The 16,699-nt window shown below is 64.3% G+C and carries 17 protein-coding genes; 5 read left to right on the top strand and 12 right to left on the bottom strand.

What is annotated here, in order from left to right; genetic code table 11:
* Positions 1 to 65: 65 nt before the first annotated feature.
* From SKC41_RS10485 to SKC41_RS10475, 3 genes are all read left to right on the top strand, one after another.
* The gene (locus SKC41_RS10485; protein ID WP_090607062.1) at positions 66 to 230 is read left to right on the top strand and encodes a hypothetical protein; all 165 of its coding nucleotides are present in this window, start codon (positions 66 to 68) and stop codon (positions 228 to 230) included.
* Complete coding sequence (locus SKC41_RS10480; protein WP_330977565.1) at positions 231 to 1,712, top strand: alpha,alpha-trehalose-phosphate synthase (UDP-forming); 1,482 nt, start codon at positions 231 to 233, stop codon at positions 1,710 to 1,712.
* Between the two features lie 83 nt (positions 1,713 to 1,795).
* Positions 1,796 to 2,368, top strand: coding sequence for a hypothetical protein (locus tag SKC41_RS10475; protein ID WP_442931676.1), 573 nt, complete (start codon positions 1,796 to 1,798; stop codon positions 2,366 to 2,368).
* 10 nt (positions 2,369 to 2,378) lie between these two features.
* On the opposite strand, the gene SKC41_RS10470 is transcribed toward SKC41_RS10475, so the two are convergent.
* From SKC41_RS10470 to SKC41_RS10415, 12 genes are all read right to left on the bottom strand, one after another.
* Entirely contained in the window at positions 2,379 to 2,870 is a 492-nt protein-coding gene (locus SKC41_RS10470) for a mammalian cell entry protein (protein ID WP_330977563.1), read from the bottom strand.
* The gene (locus SKC41_RS10465) at positions 2,870 to 3,583 is read right to left on the bottom strand and encodes a mammalian cell entry protein (protein WP_330977562.1); all 714 of its coding nucleotides are present in this window, start codon (positions 3,581 to 3,583) and stop codon (positions 2,870 to 2,872) included. Before SKC41_RS10465 ends, SKC41_RS10470 begins: the two co-directional genes overlap by 1 nt.
* Entirely contained in the window at positions 3,584 to 5,272 is a 1,689-nt protein-coding gene (locus tag SKC41_RS10460; RefSeq protein WP_330977561.1) for a virulence factor Mce family protein, read from the bottom strand.
* 10 nt (positions 5,273 to 5,282) lie between these two features.
* A complete protein-coding gene (locus tag SKC41_RS10455; RefSeq protein ID WP_330977560.1) occupies positions 5,283 to 6,440 on the bottom strand; it encodes a virulence factor Mce family protein in 1,158 nt (385 codons plus the stop codon).
* Positions 6,437 to 7,864: a virulence factor Mce family protein gene (locus SKC41_RS10450; protein WP_330977559.1), complete on the bottom strand. Its 1,428-nt coding sequence runs from the start codon at positions 7,862 to 7,864 to the stop codon at positions 6,437 to 6,439. Before SKC41_RS10450 ends, SKC41_RS10455 begins: the two co-directional genes overlap by 4 nt.
* Positions 7,865 to 7,880: 16 nt before the next feature.
* Positions 7,881 to 8,945, bottom strand: coding sequence for a virulence factor Mce family protein (locus SKC41_RS10445; protein WP_442931584.1), 1,065 nt, complete (start codon positions 8,943 to 8,945; stop codon positions 7,881 to 7,883).
* Positions 8,932 to 9,987 (bottom strand): MCE family protein, encoded by a 1,056-nt coding sequence (locus SKC41_RS10440; RefSeq protein WP_330977558.1) that lies wholly within the window; start codon positions 9,985 to 9,987, stop codon positions 8,932 to 8,934. The genes SKC41_RS10445 and SKC41_RS10440 overlap by 14 nt, the downstream gene beginning before the upstream one ends.
* Positions 9,987 to 11,189 carry an MCE family protein gene (locus SKC41_RS10435; RefSeq protein ID WP_330977557.1) on the bottom strand — a complete coding sequence of 401 codons (1,203 nt, stop codon included), beginning with the start codon at positions 11,187 to 11,189 and terminating at the stop codon, positions 9,987 to 9,989. The genes SKC41_RS10440 and SKC41_RS10435 overlap by 1 nt, the downstream gene beginning before the upstream one ends.
* Positions 11,190 to 11,205: 16 nt before the next feature.
* A complete protein-coding gene (locus SKC41_RS10430) occupies positions 11,206 to 12,048 on the bottom strand; it encodes an MlaE family ABC transporter permease (RefSeq protein ID WP_330977556.1) in 843 nt (280 codons plus the stop codon).
* 7 nt (positions 12,049 to 12,055) lie between these two features.
* On the bottom strand, positions 12,056 to 12,820 hold the full coding sequence (locus SKC41_RS10425; protein WP_330977555.1) for an MlaE family ABC transporter permease: 765 nt from the start codon (positions 12,818 to 12,820) through the stop codon (positions 12,056 to 12,058).
* 236 nt (positions 12,821 to 13,056) lie between these two features.
* Complete coding sequence (locus SKC41_RS10420) at positions 13,057 to 13,971, bottom strand: 3-oxoacyl-ACP reductase (RefSeq protein ID WP_330977554.1); 915 nt, start codon at positions 13,969 to 13,971, stop codon at positions 13,057 to 13,059.
* Positions 13,972 to 14,006: 35 nt separating this feature from the next.
* On the bottom strand, positions 14,007 to 14,198 hold the full coding sequence (locus SKC41_RS10415; RefSeq protein WP_036471727.1) for a ferredoxin: 192 nt from the start codon (positions 14,196 to 14,198) through the stop codon (positions 14,007 to 14,009).
* A 190-nt stretch (positions 14,199 to 14,388) separates the two neighbouring features.
* Here SKC41_RS10415 and SKC41_RS10410 point away from each other — a divergent pair, with 190 nt between their 5' ends.
* Together SKC41_RS10410 and SKC41_RS10405 are read left to right on the top strand one after the other, a co-directional pair.
* Entirely contained in the window at positions 14,389 to 15,567 is a 1,179-nt protein-coding gene (locus tag SKC41_RS10410; RefSeq protein ID WP_330977553.1) for an acyl-CoA dehydrogenase, read from the top strand.
* Between the two features lie 33 nt (positions 15,568 to 15,600).
* A complete protein-coding gene (locus tag SKC41_RS10405; RefSeq protein ID WP_330977552.1) occupies positions 15,601 to 16,698 on the top strand; it encodes an acyl-CoA dehydrogenase family protein in 1,098 nt (365 codons plus the stop codon).
* The last annotated feature ends 1 nt before the right edge of the window (position 16,699 follow it).

Raw genomic sequence — 16,699 nt, 5'->3', positions numbered from 1 at the left:
GCGGCCCGGCCCTGGACCGCGCCAGACGGCTGCGGGCCGATATCGACGTCGCATAGAGTTGTCCTATGCCTACCAAATCTGACCCTGGCGAAATCGGCGATGTCGAGCCGTTGGCCGACAGCACCGCTAACCAGGCCAGGCGTGTCGTCGCCGCGTACGCGAACGACGCTGACGAGTGCCGCGTTTTCTTGTCCATGCTCGGTATTGGACCGGCGAAACTCGACGCATAAATGGCTCCCCGGCGAAGCCAGCGCTCGACCCCTTCACATTTCGGGAATTCCGACTTTGTGGTGGTCGCCAATCGGCTGCCGGTCGATTTGGAACGGCTTCCTGACGGCACCACAACCTGGAAACGCAGCCCCGGCGGCTTGGTCACGGCCCTGGAGCCGCTACTGCGCAAGCGCAGCGGGGCGTGGGTCGGGTGGCCCGGCGTCGTCGACGAGGAAGTCGACGTCGATGACGAGCCGGTAGCCCAAGACGAGCTGCAGCTCTACCCGGTACGCCTCTCCTCGGACGACGTCGCCCACTACTACGAGGGATTCTCCAACGCGACGCTGTGGCCGCTGTACCACGACGTCATCGTCAAGCCGATCTACCACCGCGAATGGTGGGACCGCTACGTCGAGGTCAACCAGCGCTTCGCCGAAGCCACCTCCCGCGCCGCCGCAAAGGGCGCGACGGTGTGGGTCCAGGACTACCAACTGCAGCTGGTCCCGAAGATGCTGCGCACCCTGCGCCCGGACCTGACCATCGGTTTCTTCCTGCACATCCCGTTCCCACCGGTCGAGCTGTTCATGCAGTTGCCGTGGCGCACCGAGATCATCGAAGGCTTGCTGGGTGCCGACCTCGTCGGATTCCATCTGGTCGGTGGCGCACAGAATTTCCTGTTCCTATCCCGGCAACTGGTCGGCGCCAACACCTCGCGCGGCGCCGTCGGCGTGCGGTCGCGGTTCGGCGAGGTGCAGCTGGAATCTCGCACCGTCCGGGTGGGCGCCTTTCCCATCTCCATCGACTCGGGCGCTCTTGACCAGGTAGCCCGGCACCGCGATATCCGGCGCCACGCCAAGGAGATTCGCGCGGAGTTGGGCAACCCGCGCAAGATCCTGCTCGGGGTTGACCGGCTCGACTACACCAAGGGCATCGACGTTCGGTTGAAGGCCTTTTCCGAGTTGCTCGCCGAGGGACGCATCAAGCGTGACGACACGGTGCTGGTCCAGCTGGCCACGCCGAGCCGCGAACGCGTGGAGAGCTACCAGATTCTGCGCAACGACATCGAACGCCAAGTCGGCCACATCAACGGCGAATACGCCGAAGTCGGGCATCCGGTGGTGCATTACATCCATCGCTCGGTTCCCCGCGACGAACTCATCGCGTTCTTCGTGGCCAGCGATGTCATGCTGGTCACTCCGCTCCGGGACGGTATGAACCTGGTAGCCAAGGAGTACGTCGCCTGCCGCAGCGATCTCGGCGGTGCACTGGTTCTGTCCGAATTCACCGGCGCTGCAGCCGAATTGCGGCAGGCCTATCTGGTCAACCCGCACGACCTGGAGGGTGTCAAGGACACGATCGAGGCGGCGCTCAACCAGCCCGCTGAGGAGGGCCGCCGGCGGATGCGATCGTTGCGGCGCCAGGTACTCGCTCATGACGTGGACCGTTGGGCACGATCATTTCTCGATGCGCTCGCCGAGGCGCATCCGCCGAATACCAAATAGCGGCGACCCATGGTGTTGGCGCCGAAACGCTGTTTTACTCGATGCAGCGTAACGGGAGGGCCGGAAGGGAGGGCACTGTGAGGATGCGTCGCGCGCTGGCCGCGGGAGCCGGCGTCTTCTCAGCAGTGGCAATCGGAATCGCGCTGGACTCCGGTATTCCGGCACACGCGCTCGGCCCACCGGCAGACGGCCAATACAGCTACAACGAAGCCGGCGTATCGGGGGTCACCTGGACCATCACGGCCCTGTGCGATCAGCCCTCCGGAACCCGCAACATGAACGACTATTCCGACCCGATCATTTTCGCGATGCAATGCGCGCTGAATATCGTGAGCGCCACTGACGAGAAGATCAGCGCTGCCGACAAACTGCAGAACTTCAGCGGCCGGGCCCGGATGTCCAGCATGCTGTGGACTTTCGGAGTCGACAAGGCAGATGGTGTCTCATGTCCGGGCGGCGGCACGGCACCCTCCACCGAAACCTGGGCCTTCAGTGACGAATCGATGAGCGGCACACACACCACGATGCACGGTGCCGTCTGCGGCATGGAACCGGCGATGAAAAAGACGCCGTTCTCGCTGCAGATGACCGGGCCGCCGCCCAGCCCGATCCAGCGTTACCCCATGCGCTGCAACGAATTTGCGATGTGCTTCTGAGCAGATCGGCTTAGATCGGCGTGATGTAGTTGATCAGCCATTTATTGCCGATCCGCTTGAAGTCCACCCGTAATCGGCTGCCGTCGTAAAGCGGTTGCCGTGTCTTGTCGGTCACGGTGCGGTTCATGTACACCATCACCGACGCGGAATCCCGCTTGGCGGACATCACCCCAACGCCAACAACATTCGCCTGGACGACCACCTCGCGCTTCTTGGCCTCGGGAATGATCTGCGTGTTGGCACTCTTCTGGAATTCCTGGCGATAGTCGGGCGTCAGCATCGGATACGCATCGGCGAGACTGCGTTCAACGGTCTGGTAGTCGTATGCGAAGACCGCGGGCACCTCTTTGGCGGCCAGCTGCGGTAGCACCGCTCGGGCCGTCTGCTCGCCGCGGATCTCCACCCGTTCCCAGTAGAACCAGCCGGCCGCGGCGGACAACCCGACCACGCCCACGACCGCGAGGTATCCCGCGGTGGCGACCAGCCAACGCCGCCAACGCATCAGTTGCCCCCGTCGGGGTACTTCAGGTCGTAACCCGTCATGTGCCCCTGCTCGTCCTCGTGCACGACGACTCGCAGTCGGTAGGGCATGGATGGCTTGTGGACTCCGTCGATGTCGGCCACCGTTACCCGGACGGATACCAGCACCGAGGCGTTATCCGTAACCGTGTCAATGCCTTCCAGAGCCGCGCCGTTGATCACCGCCTCGGAGGTCGCGTTGGTGGAACGGAACAGCGCCTTGAGGTTTTCAATGTTGTTGTTGGCGCCCAACATGCCGCGCAGCGGGCCGCTGGTGCCGTTGTAGAAACGGTTCACGCTGTCGTCGATGTTGTCCTGCTTGTAGCTGAACATGTTTTGCACCGTCTGCGTGGCGGTGTCGACGAAACGCTGATCACGGGCCTGCGCGGCTTCGGCGTGGCGTTGCGAAATAACCAGCGCGGTCAAGCATGCGGCCAGCCCGCCAAGCGCCAGCAACGCGGCGGCGAACGAAATCCAGCCAACCATGCGCCCATTCGGCCGCCGCCGCGGTGGCGGCTTGAGCGTCTTGAGGGTCTTGACGCGTTTGACCTGTTGCTTCTTCGGTGCGGCGGGAGCCTCGAGCGCCACCTCGGTCGCGGTGCTCGACTCGCTCTTCGCCGGGCCAGCCGCGCGCGATGCCCGGCGACGGGCACGCGGTGCCGCCGTGGATTGTTCGCCGCTGGTTGCAGATGTCACTTACATCGGCCTTGGATCAAGCATGAGGTCCACCCAATTCTCGGCGCTGGACGTATTCGCGCCGGCCGCGAAGATACCAGTGCCTCCCGCCGGGTCCCTGAACGCGCCGGTGGACTCGTCATAGGTGGTGTACGCGGGGCCGCTGGCCTGCGACGGCAGACTCGGCGCAACCGGCGGACCCATGGCCTGCGGGGGTGATGGCGGCGGCAGCCACTTCGGATACGGGAGTATCGGCGGTACCGGGGGGACGCCCGGCGGCATCCACGACGGGTTGCCCGGTGGCGGCGGCCTGTCGTTGGGCGGCGGCGGATCAAAGGCGGGCTGATGGTTGGGCAGCGGCCCCGGCCCGGGCACCACCCCCGGCGGGGGCGGACCGACGATAGGAGTACCCGGATCCGGCTCAGCCTCGGGCGGAATGTAAGGGAACTTGTTGGGCGGCAACGTGTTCAGCCCGTTTGTCTGCGGCGTGTTGTACGGAACCGGCGGACCGCGCCATGGGTTACGCCCGATCGGCACATAACCCCTCGGGTCGCGACACAGCTGAATCGTCGGTGCCCGTTTGCCCGGGAACTCCTGGCACGGATAGTTACGCGCCCCACGCACGGTGCTCGGGTCGTTCTGAGCGACCTTGCAGTACATGTCTCGGGGCAGCTCGCGCACCGTCTCGTCGGCGGGCGTGCGCATCAGCGGCGGCGGCAAGAACCCGACAGCGCACGGCGGCGGGTCGTTCAAGTCGAGCTTGAAGTCCAGCTTGCCGCCCTCGTCCAGAGGCGGGCCGCCCGCCATCGTGATGATCGCGGCGAACAGCGCCGGCAGAACCACCAAGAGTTGCTCGATCGACTTGTGATAGATCACGCCGACCCGGCCTAGGTTCGCCAGGTTGGCGGCCAGCGCCGGGAAACTGGGGCGGATGCCGGAGAACGCCGTGCTGGCCTCGTCGGCCGCGCCCGGAGCGTTGGCCAATGTCGAACGCAGCTGCGGGTCGGCCCGTTGCACCTCGGAAGTGAACCGCGCCAACCCATCTGCCAGCGACTTGATGTCAGCGCCGGCGCGGATCTGAGATTCCAGGAACGGGCCCGCCTGATCGATCAGCTGCGAGACTTGCGGATAGTCGGCGTTGGCCTCGTCCACCAGCAACCGGGCCGATTCGAGCAACCGGGCCAGCTCTGGACCCGAACCGTTGGCCGCCTGGAACGTCTCGTGCAGCAACTCCCGCAACTTGGTGTCACCGAGGCTGTTGACCAGCGCCTCAGCCCGCTTCAACAGATCGGCGACGTCCTGACCGATCCGGGTGTTGGCCTGATCGATCCGAGAACCGTTGTGCAACTTGCTCGATGCCGGATCTTTCGGTGGCACCAGGTCGATGTACTGCTCACCGACGGCGGACACGCTCTTCACGGTGGCGATGACATTCGACGGAATCGGAGTGCCGCTGTTCAGCCGCATTTCCGCGGTGACGCCCTTCGGGTTCAGCGCCACCGAGTCCACCCTGCCGACAGCGACGCCGCGATAGGTGACGTTGGCATTCTTGTACAGGCCGCCACCGGCGACGAAGTCGGCACTCGCCACATAGGTCCCGATGCCGAACGTCGCGGGCAGGCGGAGGTAGAAGATCGCCATGATGGTCAGCGTGATCACGGTGATCACCGCGAATACCCAGAGCTGAATCCTGGTGAGTTTGTCAATCATTGCGCCGCCCCTACTGTCCCGAAGCCGTGCCGGGCGGAATCTTGAACGGGTCGGCGGCCTGTCCGGACAGGTTTGCCAGTTCGCCGGTCAAGAAGTCGGGCGGGTTGACGATCTCGCTCATGTGCATCATGTTCGGGTCAAGCGCATACGACGTGGTGAAGAACGTTTCGCCGAGCCGGCGCAAAGTGAGGTCGAACGTGGTGAACACGTTGAGGTAGTCGCCACGTACGGCTTGCTTGATGCCGTAGTTGGGGAACGGGAACGTCAGCAATATCTGCAGCGACGTGACCAAATTCTTCCGGTTGTCGTTGAGCGCCTTCACGACCGAATAAAGGCCTTTGAGATCTTCGGCGAAGTCGGTCTTCGTCTTTGACAGCACGTGTGAGGTGACCGTCGCCAATTTCTTCAGCGAAGCGAAGGCCTCGATGATGTGTTCGCGATTCTTGTTGAGCACCTTCAGCGCCTCAGGCAGCGTGTCCAGCGCCCGGCCCAGGTTGTCCTTATCGCGCGCGAGCGTCGCGGAAAACCGGTTCAAACCGTCGACCGCATCGATGATGTCACCGACCTGCCGGTTGAGCCCCGACGTCAATTCAGCCAGCCTGGGCACCAGGTCGACGAACTGGTTCTGCCGTCCCGCCACCGCTTGGTACGTCTCATCGGTGATCTCTTCCAACGCACCGAGATTGCCCTTGTTGACCACGACACCGAGGGCCGAGAAAACCTCTTCGGTGGTGGGGAACCGGCCGGTGTTGGACTCCGAGATCTTGGAACCGTCGACGAGCCTGCCGGTCGCCGGCTTGCCCTTGGGCGCGGCGAGATCGATGTGCAGCGAACCCAGCAACGACGTCTGCGCGACGGTGGCGGTGGAGTTCGCGGGCAACACGACATTGCGGTCCAGCGCTAATTTCACTGCGGCATAAAAGGATCCGTCGGGACGCTGCTCGGCAGCGATACCGGCCACACTACCGACCGTGACATCGTCGACCATGACCGGTGAGTTCTGCGGCAATGTCGCGACGTCGGGCATTTCGACAGTGATCGAGAATGCGCCGCTGCCGTGACCCGCGGTGCCCGGCATCGACAGCGAGTTCAGCCCGCCGAACTGGCAGCCGGCGAGCAGCACACTGCCCGCCGCTAATGCACTGCCGCGCAACATGATTCGTTTCATCCGCCGCCGCCTGGAGCGTTTTGCAGCCCGGCGGAGGGGCCCGGCGCAGGCCCCGGCAGGGGGCCGAACGCGGATCCCGGGGCGGGACCGGGGGCAGGAGCGGGCGCGCCGGACGGACCCGGCACCGGTCCGGCCTGCGGGGCCGTCGGCACCAGCAGGGCTTGCAAATCGGCCGGATTCTGGACCGCCGGCGGCGGAACACCTTGCGCCGGTATCCAGGTCAGCTGCGGAATCGGTGTCTGCGCTTTGGCTTCGGTGGCCGGGGTGTCATAGATGATCTGACCCTTGTAGGCGGTGATCGTGTTGAGCGGGTGGAACATGACCGGCGGGTAATTCACCGCCAGCCGGCGCAGCACCGGCCCCAGCCGCTCACGGCACAGCTCGGCACGCCGGTAGTAGTCGGGCGCCCTTGGCCCGCCAGCCGTTTCGAAGGAACCGCCGCAGATGAACTGCACCGGGTTGGCGAACTCCGGGATCGACAACAGACCGTTCAGCGTGCCCTGTGCCGGGTCATAGATGTTGTAGAAGTTGGCGATACCGGGACCGGCGACGTGCAGCACCTGTTCGATGTTGTCGCTCTGGTCGCTCAACGTCTTGCTGAAATCATTGAGCTGGTTGACCGTATCGATCAACGTCGAGTTATTTTGGTGCAGGAATCCCCGAATATCCGTGAGTGCCTGGTTGAGATTGCCCAGCGTGTTGTCCAGGTGACGCGAGCTGTCGGCAAGGACCTGCGATACCGAGGCCACGTTTCCGGCGAACTGCACGATCTGTTCGTTACTGGCCGACAATGCATTGACCAGAACCTGCAGGTTCTTGATGGTGCCGAAGATGTCGCCGCGCGAATCCCCCAGTCGCCCAGCGATTTGCGAAAGCTCCTGCAGAGCGCTGTGGAACGATTGGCCGTTGCCGTCGAACGTATCCGCGGCCTGGTTGATCGCCGTACCCAACGGCCCCTGCATGGATCCGGCCGTCGGACCCAGCGAAACCGCCAGTTGGGTCAGCGCTTCCTTGACCTCGTCCCATTCCACCGGCACCGCGGTGCGAGACAGATCGATGCTGGCGCCATCGGGCAGCACCGCCCCGCCGGTGTAGGCCGGGGCGAGCTGAATAAACCTCGCCGCCACCAGGTTCGGCGACATGATGACAGCCTTGGCGTCCTTCGGGATCTTGACGTCCTTGGGCACCGTCATCGTGATTTTCACATCGGACGGCCGCGGTTCGATCGAATCGATCTTGCCGATCGGGACACCGAGGACACGCACCTGATCGCCGGGATAAAGGCCGACCGCGGACGTGAAGTAACCGGTGATGGTCCGGTTATTCGCCCGCGATGTAAGCACATACACGCCACCCACCAGCGCCGCGACCAGCGCGATGATGGTGGTGTAGCGCAGCCCGCGGCTGCCGGCAATCCTCCTCATGAGGACAATCCCGCCATCATGGCGACTTCGGGCGGATGGTCCAGCGTTCCTGGATCAATCCGCGCAGATAGTCGGAGAGGCTGGCCGGCAGCTTGCCCGGCTGGTAGAAGAAGTCGAACATCGTGGCCAGCAGCGGCGCCGGGATGACGCCGTAGACGTTGACGTTGAACCCTGGCCCGGAGCCAACGACCTCGCCGAGCTCGGTCGCGTAGGTGGGCAACCGCTTGAGAGCCTCGGTGATGTAGTCGCGACGCTCGTTGAGGTTGCTCAGTACGTCGTTGAGCTTGCTCAAGGCGGGGCCGAACTCTTTCCGGTTGTCGGCAACGAAGCCGGAAATCTGGGTGGAGACGTCGTTGATGCCCGAGATCAATTGCCCAAGTGCGGCGCGGCGCTCATCGAGCGCGGCGAACAATTCGTTGCCGTCGTCGACCAACTTGTTGACCTGGTTGGCCCGGTCGGACAACACCGCTGTCACCGACTTCGCATGTGCCAGCAGGCTTTGCAGCGCTTCGTCCCGGCGGTTCAGAGTGCGGGACAACGATGTCACCCCATCCAGGGCGCCGCGCAGTTGCGGGGTGGCGCCGTGCAGCGTATCGGTGAGAACGTTCAACGCCTGTTCGAACTGCGGCTTGTTCAGGTTGTTCGCATTCTGACCCAGATCCTCGAGGGCACCGGCCAGCGTGTACGGCGTCGTCGTGCGGCTGCGCGGAATCGTGGTCGCCTTGCCGTGGCCGGCGGGAGTCACCGCAATCGAACGCTCGCCCAGGATCGTGTCGGTGCGGATCGCGGCCAGTGACTGGTCACCGACCGCGACGTGGCGATCGATGGAGAACGTCACCTTCGCGCTGTCGCCGGCCAGCCCGACCGCCTGCACCTTGCCCACCTTGAAGCCCGACACGTATACGGAGTTGCCGGGCGAGATGCCGCCGGCGTCGCTGAAGTAAGCGTCGTAGACGCGGCCCTGCGGCCAGAACGGCAGGTTGGCGTAGCCGAATGCGAGCAACACCACGCACAGGACCAGCACCACACCGAAGACCCCGGTGCGCAACGGGTCGCGTTCGCGCTTGTCATTGCTTGACAAAAGCGCACCTCCCTTGGCTGGGATCCACCTGGCCACCAAGGGGCAGGCGGATGTCGCTACCGGCCGGTCCGTTGATCTTGATCGTCACGGAGCAGAAGTAGATGTTGAAGAACGAGCCATAGGCACCGAGTGCGGCCAGGCGCAGATAGTCCTCACCCAGTTGCTCGACGTCGTTGTCGACTTCGGCCTTGCGGTTGTCGATCTCGGTGGCCAACGGCCGGGTGTTCTCCAGGATTCCTTGCAGCGGCCGGCGTGAATTCTTCAGCAGCTCAGTGAGATCCGTCGTAGTCGACGCAAGCGGCGGAATGGCTCCGGCGATCGAGTCCTTGTTCTTGGCCAGGCCACTGATCAATTGCTGCAGCTGGTCGACGCTGGTCGAGAATTGCGCGCTCTTTTGATCGATGGTGCCCAGCACCTGGTTCAGGTTGGTGATCGTGTCGCCGATGAGTTGGTCGCGCTGGCCCAGCGCCGTGGAGAAAGCGCTGGTGTCGGCCAGCACATTCGACAACGCTCCACCCTGGCCCTGCAACAACTCGATGACGGCGCCGCTGATCGTGTTGACCTTGTCGGCGTCCAAACCCTTGAGTACCGGCCGCAGTCCACCCAGCAGCGCGTCCAAATCCAGTGCGGGCTGGGTGTGTTGGGCGTTGATCGTGCCACCCGGCGCCAGCTTGCGCAGCTCCCCCGGACCCGACGTGATCTCGAGGAAGCGGTCGCCCACCAGGTTTTCGTAGCGGATCACCGCGCGCGTCGACGAGTACACCGTGTAGCGGCTGTCGATGCCGAATGCGACGTCAACGGTGTTGTCCGGGTTGAGTTTGACGCCGTTCACCGAACCGACGGGCACACCGGAAATGCGAACCTTTTGGCCGGCCTTCAGTCGAGACGCGTCGATAAACGTTGCGTGATAGGTGCTTTCGTCGCCGAATCGGAAGTCGCCGAAGACCACCACCAAGCCCGCGGCGACCAGCAGCATCACCACCGTGAAGATGCTGACCTTGATCACCATCGACCGGTGCGACGGCATTTCCGAACCCGCCATCAGAAGTCGTCCCGTTCCGCGAAGGAGCCGTGGAACAAGAACTGCAGCGTCGAGGGCGCGTCGAACTGCAGTTCGGTAAACGGCTCGTACGGGATGTTGGCGTTGTCGGTGACCAGGAACGGCGCGCGATACCACGATCCGCCGTTCTGCTTGTTCGGAATGTTCGGCAGCCCACGGCAGTTGGGTCCGCCGGAGGCGTTGACGATCGGCAGGGACTCCGGATACGTGTAGGCCGGCGCGCCCAGGACGAAGCTCGACGAGGTGAACAGGCCTGCCTTGCGGACACCCAGAATTGGGCCGAACTCCTTGAGGCCCCGATCGATACCCGCGAACAGGCAGCCGAATTCGGGTGAGTAGTCGGCGGCCACCTTGAGTGGGGCCCGCAGCCGGTTGATCGCGTCGATGAGGTCCTTCTCGGCCGGTTCCAACGTCTCATAGGCGTTGTTGGACAGGCCGATCGTGGCCAACAGGGTGTCGTTGAGGTTCTTCTGCTGGTCGACGACTGTCCTGTTGATGGTGGGCAGGTTGTCGAAGATGGTGTTCAGGTCCGGGGCGGCGTCGGCGTACACGCCTGTGACGATCGCGGCCTTGCGGAAGTCCTCCTGCAGCGCGGGCAACTTCGGATTCGTTTGCTGCGTCAGGGTATTCAAGCCCGACAGCAGCGCACCGAAGTCGTCACCATGACCACGCAAACCTTCGGCGAAGGCGCTGAGCGTCCCGTTCAATTCCACCGGGTCGACCTTATGCAGCAGATCCATCAGCGACTGAAACAGCGTGTTGACTTCCAGCTGCACCGCGGAGGCCTCGACGTGTGCATTGGGACGCAGCGAGGTCGGCGAAGGAGCCTGGGGCACAACGAATTCCACTGACTTTGCGCCGAAGATCGTATTTCCCGAGATATGCACCGGCGCGTTGGAGGGGATGAAATGCATGTCGTCGCTGTTGATTGCCAGGGTCAGGCGTGCCTGCTCGGCCCCGTAGCTGATGTCAGTGACCTTGCCGATCTGGACGCCGCGGTACTTGACCTTGGCACCCTTGTCCATCACCAGCCCCGCCCGGGGTGCCGCGACCGTGACCGTGTCGACGGAGGCGAAAGCCGCTGTGTACGAGAGGTACGTCAGCGTCGCAAACGCCACCAACAAACTGGCCAGCAGCGCCGCTGCCAGCCGAACAGTTGTGCGTCGCGATCCGGTGTCTGCCATGTTTTAAGCGGTCCCCTTAACCCGAGAGGTTGAAGTTACCGGACGCGCCGTAAACGGCTAGCGAGATGAACAAAGTAATGACGACGACGACGATCAGGGAGGTTCGCACCGCCTGACCGACCGCGATGCCCACGCCTACCGGCCCACCGCTGGCGTTGTAGCCGTAATAGGTATGGACCAACATCACCGCGATGGACATCACGATGGCCTGCAGGAACGACCACAGGAGGTCCGACGGGATGAGGAACGTATTGAAGTAGTGGTCATAGAGACCGGCCGACTGCCCATTGATGTATACCGTGGTGAAGCGCGCGGCGAAGAACGCGGCGAGCACCGACAGCGAATACAGCGGGACGATCGCGACCAGGCCGGCGATCAGCCGCGTCGACACCAGGTAGGACACCGAGTGCACCGCCATGCATTCGACGGCGTCGATCTCTTCTGACACCCGCATGGCGCCCAGTTGGGCGGTGGCACCGGCACCGATCGTGGCCGCCAGCGCGATACCGGCAATGACCGGCGCGACCACGCGGACGTTCAGAAACGCCGACAGGAAGCCGGTCAGTGCCTCGATACCGATGTTGCCCAGCGACGAGTAACCCTGGACGGCGATGACACCGCCGGAGGCCAGCGTCAGGAACGCCGCCACGCCGACCGTGCCGCCGATCATCACCAGGGCGCCGGCCCCGAGCGTCATCTCCGCGATCAGCCGGATCGTCTCCTTGCGGTACCGGGTCAGCGCATTGGGGACATAGCGCACGGTTTGGCCGTAGAACAGCGCCTGCTCGCCGAAGTCGTCGACCGGGCCTTGCAGCCGCGCCGCGATATTGCGGAACCGGTAAGTGAAGTCGTAGCTCATCGCGTGATCACTTCGTCGAGAACCGCACGCCGATGGCCGTCATCACGACGTTGATGACGAACAGACAAATGAACGCGTAGACGACGGTTTCGTTGACCGCGTTGCCGACGCCCTTCGGCCCGCCCTTCACGGTGAGGCCGCGGTAGCAGCCGACGAGTCCGGCCATCACACCGAACAACAGAGCCTTGACTTCGGCGAGCACCAACTCGCGCAGTCCGGTCAACACGGTCAACCCGTTGATGAACGCGCCCGGATTCACCCCCTGAAGAAACACGGAGAAAACGTACCCACCGGACAAACCGATCGCGCACACCAAACCGTTAAGCAACAGTGCGACAACGGTAGACGCCAGAACGCGGGGCACCACCAGCCGGTGGATCGGGTCGATGCCGAGCACCCGCATCGCGTCGATTTCTTCGCGGATGGTGCGCGCACCGAGGTCGGCACAGATCGCGGTGGCGCCCGCCCCGGCGACGACGAGCACGGTCACCACCGGGCCTAACTGGGTGATGGTGCCGAACGCCGTTCCGGCGCCGGACAAATCGGCCGCGCCGATTTCACGGAGCAAGATATTGAGGGTGAATGCGACCAGGACGGTGAACGGGATCGACACCAACAGGGTCGGGACCAACGACACGCGTGCGATCATCCACGTCTGATCCAGGAATTCACGGCCTTGAAACGGTCGTCGGAAACAGGCACGGGCCGTATCGATCATCATCTCGAAAAACCCGCCGACAGCACGGGCGGGAACCGCAAGCTGTTCGATCAACCCGGTAGCCCCCCTTTGCTGCTCACGGCGAAGCCTGTCCTTCGCCTTGCGTGGTCTTTCGTCGCAGCCGACTCCGTGTGAGCCGGATCATATTAACTCAGAGAAAGTTCACGCTGTCAATGAACAGGTTATCTCTGTCTAAACCGTTAATTTGTCCTGGTCAGCGGCTTTAAGCTATTGCTAATCTGACACACGTTCTACTAGCTGATTTCGCCCCGAGAAACAGCTTTGCGTCGCTATTGTTCCATTAACGCGGTCGCGGAAAAGTTACGTTCTGGATCCCGACCAGCAAAGTAGTCGCGCAATGTGCTGGTGAGTTCGGCCGAGTCCCATGCGGCGCCGTCCGCGGTGAATCGGTGCTCCGCCGTCGGAGCTGAGACCAATGTCACTTGCGGTCCGTAAACAATGAACACCTGGCCGTTCACCTCAGCGGCTGCGGGAGACGACAGGAACTGCACCAGGTTCACCACGTGCTCGGGCGACAGCGGGTCGACGCCGCCCTCCTCTATATCTGGTGCGCTGCCGAACACGTCGGCCGTCATCGCCGTGCGCGCACGTGGGCAGATCGCGTTGGCGCACACACCGTAGCGGCCCAGCGCCCGTGCGGCGGTCAGGGTGAGCGAGATGATGCCGGCCTTGGCGGCACCGTAGTTGGCCTGCCCGACCGGCCCCACCAGTCCGGCCTCGGATGCGGTGTTGACGATCCGGCCGAAGATCGATCCGCCGGCGTCCTTGGCCCGACTCCGCCAGTAGGTCGCGGCATTGCGGGTGAGCAGGAAGTGCCCACGCAGATGAACCGCGATGACCTGGTCCCATTCCTCATCGGACATGTTGAACAGCATCCGGTCGCGGGTGATGCCGGCATTGTTGACCACGATGTCGAGTCCGCCCAGACCGTCGGCACAGGACACCAGTTCGTCGGCCGTGGAGCGCTGGCTGATGTCACCGGCCACCGCGACGGCCTTGGAACCGGCGGCACTGATCTCGTCGATCACGTCCGAGGCATCGAGGGCGGCGGCGATGTCGTTGACGACGACGGTGGCGCCAAGGCGGGCCAGACCAAGCGCTTCGGCGCGCCCAAGTCCTGCGGCCGCACCGGTCACCACCGCGACCTTCCCGGATAGATCGGTCGCGTTCGTGCTGCTAGTCAATTTATGAATACCTCTAGTTTCGGGGTCCCTCGCCGCTAGTCTTCGCGCAGCAACGCCGCGCGCGGGCACTCGGCGATCGCCTGCTCGGCGAGATTTTCTTGGTCGGACGGAATCGGATCAAGCTTCACGACGGCGTAGTCCTCATCGTCGAGGTCGAAGATATCTGGTGCGATTCCCAAGCACACCGCGTTGCCTTCGCACCGGTCACGATCCACGATCACCCGCACGGCATCCTCCTTGAAGCTGGCCCGGATCTCGTCCTATGTCCCATCAGAATGTAGCTCCACCATAGGGCTCACGTGCGTCTGAGGAAACGGTCGCTGGATTCCCAGACTAGAACGTGTTACAACCGGGAAGACGAACGGGTAGCCGTTGGTCGAATAGCCGCTTGTCACGTTTAACCAAAGGACGGCTGGAATGCGCATCAGTTACACCCCTGAACAGGAGGAGCTGCGTCGCGAGCTGCGGTCGTACTTCACCACGCTCATGACGCCGGAGCGCCGCGAGGCGCTGCACTCAACCCAGGGCGAGGTCGGAACGGGCAACGCGTATCGCGACACCGTTGCGCAGATGGGCAAGGACGGGTGGCTCACCCTGAACTGGCCCAAGGAATACGGCGGCCAGGACCGGTCCCCGATGGACTCGCTGATCTTCACCGACGAGGCCGCGATCGCGGGCGTGCCGGTGCCGTTCCTGACCATCAACAGCGTGGCGCCCACGATCATGGCGTTCGGCACCGAGGAGCAGAAGAAGTTCTTCCTGCCCAAGATCGCCGCCGGTGAACTGCACTTCTCGATCGGTTACTCCGAGCCCGGCGCCGGTACCGACCTGGCGAACCTGCGCACCACGGCGGTCCGCGACGGCGATGACTACGTCATCAACGGCCAGAAGATGTGGACCAGCCTGATCGCCTACGCCGACTGGGTCTGGCTGGCGGTGCGCACCAACCCCGAGGCCAAGAAGCACCGCGGCATTTCGATGCTGGTGGTGCCGACGACCGCCGAGGGCTTCTCCTGGACTCCCGTGCACACGATGGCCGGGGTGGACACCAGCGCCACCTATTACTCGGACGTGCGCGTCCCGGTGACCAACCTGGTTGGCGAGGAGAACGGCGGCTGGAAGCTGGTGACCAACCAGCTCAACCACGAGCGGGTCGCCCTGGTGTCGCCGCAACCGATCTTCCTGGCCCTGCGCGAGGTTCGCGAGTGGGCACAAAACACGAAGGACGACGGCGGGGCCAGGCTGATCGACTCCGAGTGGGTCCAGCTGAACCTGGCGCGGGTGCATGCCAAGGCCGAGGTGCTCAAGCTGATCAACTGGGAACTGGCTTCTGCGGAGGGCGAAGCACTGGGCCCCGCGGACGCGTCGGCGGCGAAGGTGTACGGCACCGAGCTGGCCACCGAGGCCTACCGGCTGCTGATGGAGGTGCTGGGCACCGCGGCAACCGTGCGCCAGGATTCGCCGGGTGCGCTGTTGCGCGGCCGGGTCGAGCGGATGCACCGCGCGTGCCTGATCCTCACCTTCGGCGGCGGCACCAACGAGGTGCAGCGCGACATCATCGGCATGGTCGCTCTCGGCCTGCCTCGAAACCGCTAAGTACCGCTGAGCATCGAGAAGGACGGCATCGGAATGGATTTCACGACAACCGAAGCGGCGGCTGACCTCGGGGGCCTGGTCGACACGATCGTGGGCTCGGTGTGCACACCGGAGCACCAGCGCGAGCTCGACGGGCTCGAGCAACGGTTCGACCGCGGCCTGTGGCAGAAGTTGATCGAGGCCGACATCCTCACCAGCGCGTCGGCGTCAGCGCTGGGCGGCGACGGTTTCGGCGCGCTCGAACAGGTCGCGATCCTGGTTGCGCTGGGCCGCCAGCTGGCCGCCGTGCCGTACCTGGAATCGGTGATGCTGGGCGCCGGAGTGCTGGCGCGCTTCGGCTCCCAGGAGCTGCAGCAGACCTGGGGAGTCCCGGCCGTCAAAGGCGAGAAGATCCTGACGGTGGCCCTGGACGGCGAGATGGGCGAGGGCCCCGTGCAGGCCACCCGCGCGGGCGACGGCTACCAACTGACCGGGACGCGCACGCAGGTCTTCTTTGGCCCCGTCGCGGATGCCTTCCTGGTTCCCGCCGAAACCGATTCCGGCACAGCCGTTTTCCTGGTCAGCTCCGAAGACCACGGCGTCAAGGTGACCACGCTGGCGACCACCGGGAAGAACAGTGTCGGGCATCTCGCGCTCGACGGCGTAGCGGTGGACGGGGCCCGGAAGGTCGGCGGAAGCGAAGTCGTCGCCTGGCTCGGCACGCTGGGAACCCTGGGCCGCAGCGCGTATCAGCTCGGGGTGCTCGATCGCGGTTTGCAGATGACGGCCGAATACGCCCGCGAGCGTGAGCAATTCGACCGTCCGATCGGCAGCTTCCAAGCGGTGTCACAGCGACTGGCCGACGGCTACATCGACGTCAAGGGGCTGCGGTTGACGCTCACCCAAGCGGCGTGGAAGGTCTCCGAGGACATCCCCGCCGAGATCGACGTGGCCAGCGCGGCGTTCTGGGCCGCCGACGCCGGACACCGCGTCGCGCACACCATCGTGCACGTGCACGGTGGCGTGGGCGTCGACACCGATCACCCGGCGCACCGCTACTTCCTGGCCGCCAAAGAGGCCGAGTTCGCGTTGGGCGGCGCCACCGGGCAGCTGCGCCGGATCGGTCGCGAGCTGGCGGAAACTCCTGCCTAGC

This window comes from Mycobacterium sp. 050128, assembly GCF_036409155.1.
In the GTDB taxonomy this organism is placed as follows: Bacteria; Actinomycetota; Actinomycetes; order Mycobacteriales; family Mycobacteriaceae; genus Mycobacterium.
This window is presented reverse-complemented; position numbering and strand designations above follow the sequence as displayed.

Bases quoted from the DNA above. Each gene is read 5' to 3' on its own strand.
- SKC41_RS10455 (WP_330977560.1), bottom strand. From the start codon at position 6,440: ATGAAACGAATCATGTTGCGCGGCAGTGCATTAGCGGCGGGCAGTGTG.
- SKC41_RS10460 (WP_330977561.1), bottom strand. From the start codon at position 5,272: ATGATTGACAAACTCACCAGGATTCAGCTCTGGGTATTCGCGGTGATC.
- SKC41_RS10405 (WP_330977552.1), top strand. From the start codon at position 15,601: ATGGATTTCACGACAACCGAAGCGGCGGCTGACCTCGGGGGCCTGGTC.
- SKC41_RS10440 (WP_330977558.1), bottom strand. From the start codon at position 9,987: ATGGCGGGTTCGGAAATGCCGTCGCACCGGTCGATGGTGATCAAGGTC.
- SKC41_RS10410 (WP_330977553.1), top strand. From the start codon at position 14,389: ATGCGCATCAGTTACACCCCTGAACAGGAGGAGCTGCGTCGCGAGCTG.
- SKC41_RS10485 (WP_090607062.1), top strand. From the start codon at position 66: ATGCCTACCAAATCTGACCCTGGCGAAATCGGCGATGTCGAGCCGTTG.
- SKC41_RS10470 (WP_330977563.1), bottom strand. From the start codon at position 2,870: ATGCGTTGGCGGCGTTGGCTGGTCGCCACCGCGGGATACCTCGCGGTC.
- SKC41_RS10480 (WP_330977565.1), top strand. From the start codon at position 231: ATGGCTCCCCGGCGAAGCCAGCGCTCGACCCCTTCACATTTCGGGAAT.
- SKC41_RS10450 (WP_330977559.1), bottom strand. From the start codon at position 7,864: ATGAGGAGGATTGCCGGCAGCCGCGGGCTGCGCTACACCACCATCATC.
- SKC41_RS10475 (WP_442931676.1), top strand. From the start codon at position 1,796: ATGCGTCGCGCGCTGGCCGCGGGAGCCGGCGTCTTCTCAGCAGTGGCA.
- SKC41_RS10435 (WP_330977557.1), bottom strand. From the start codon at position 11,189: ATGGCAGACACCGGATCGCGACGCACAACTGTTCGGCTGGCAGCGGCG.
- SKC41_RS10430 (WP_330977556.1), bottom strand. From the start codon at position 12,048: ATGAGCTACGACTTCACTTACCGGTTCCGCAATATCGCGGCGCGGCTG.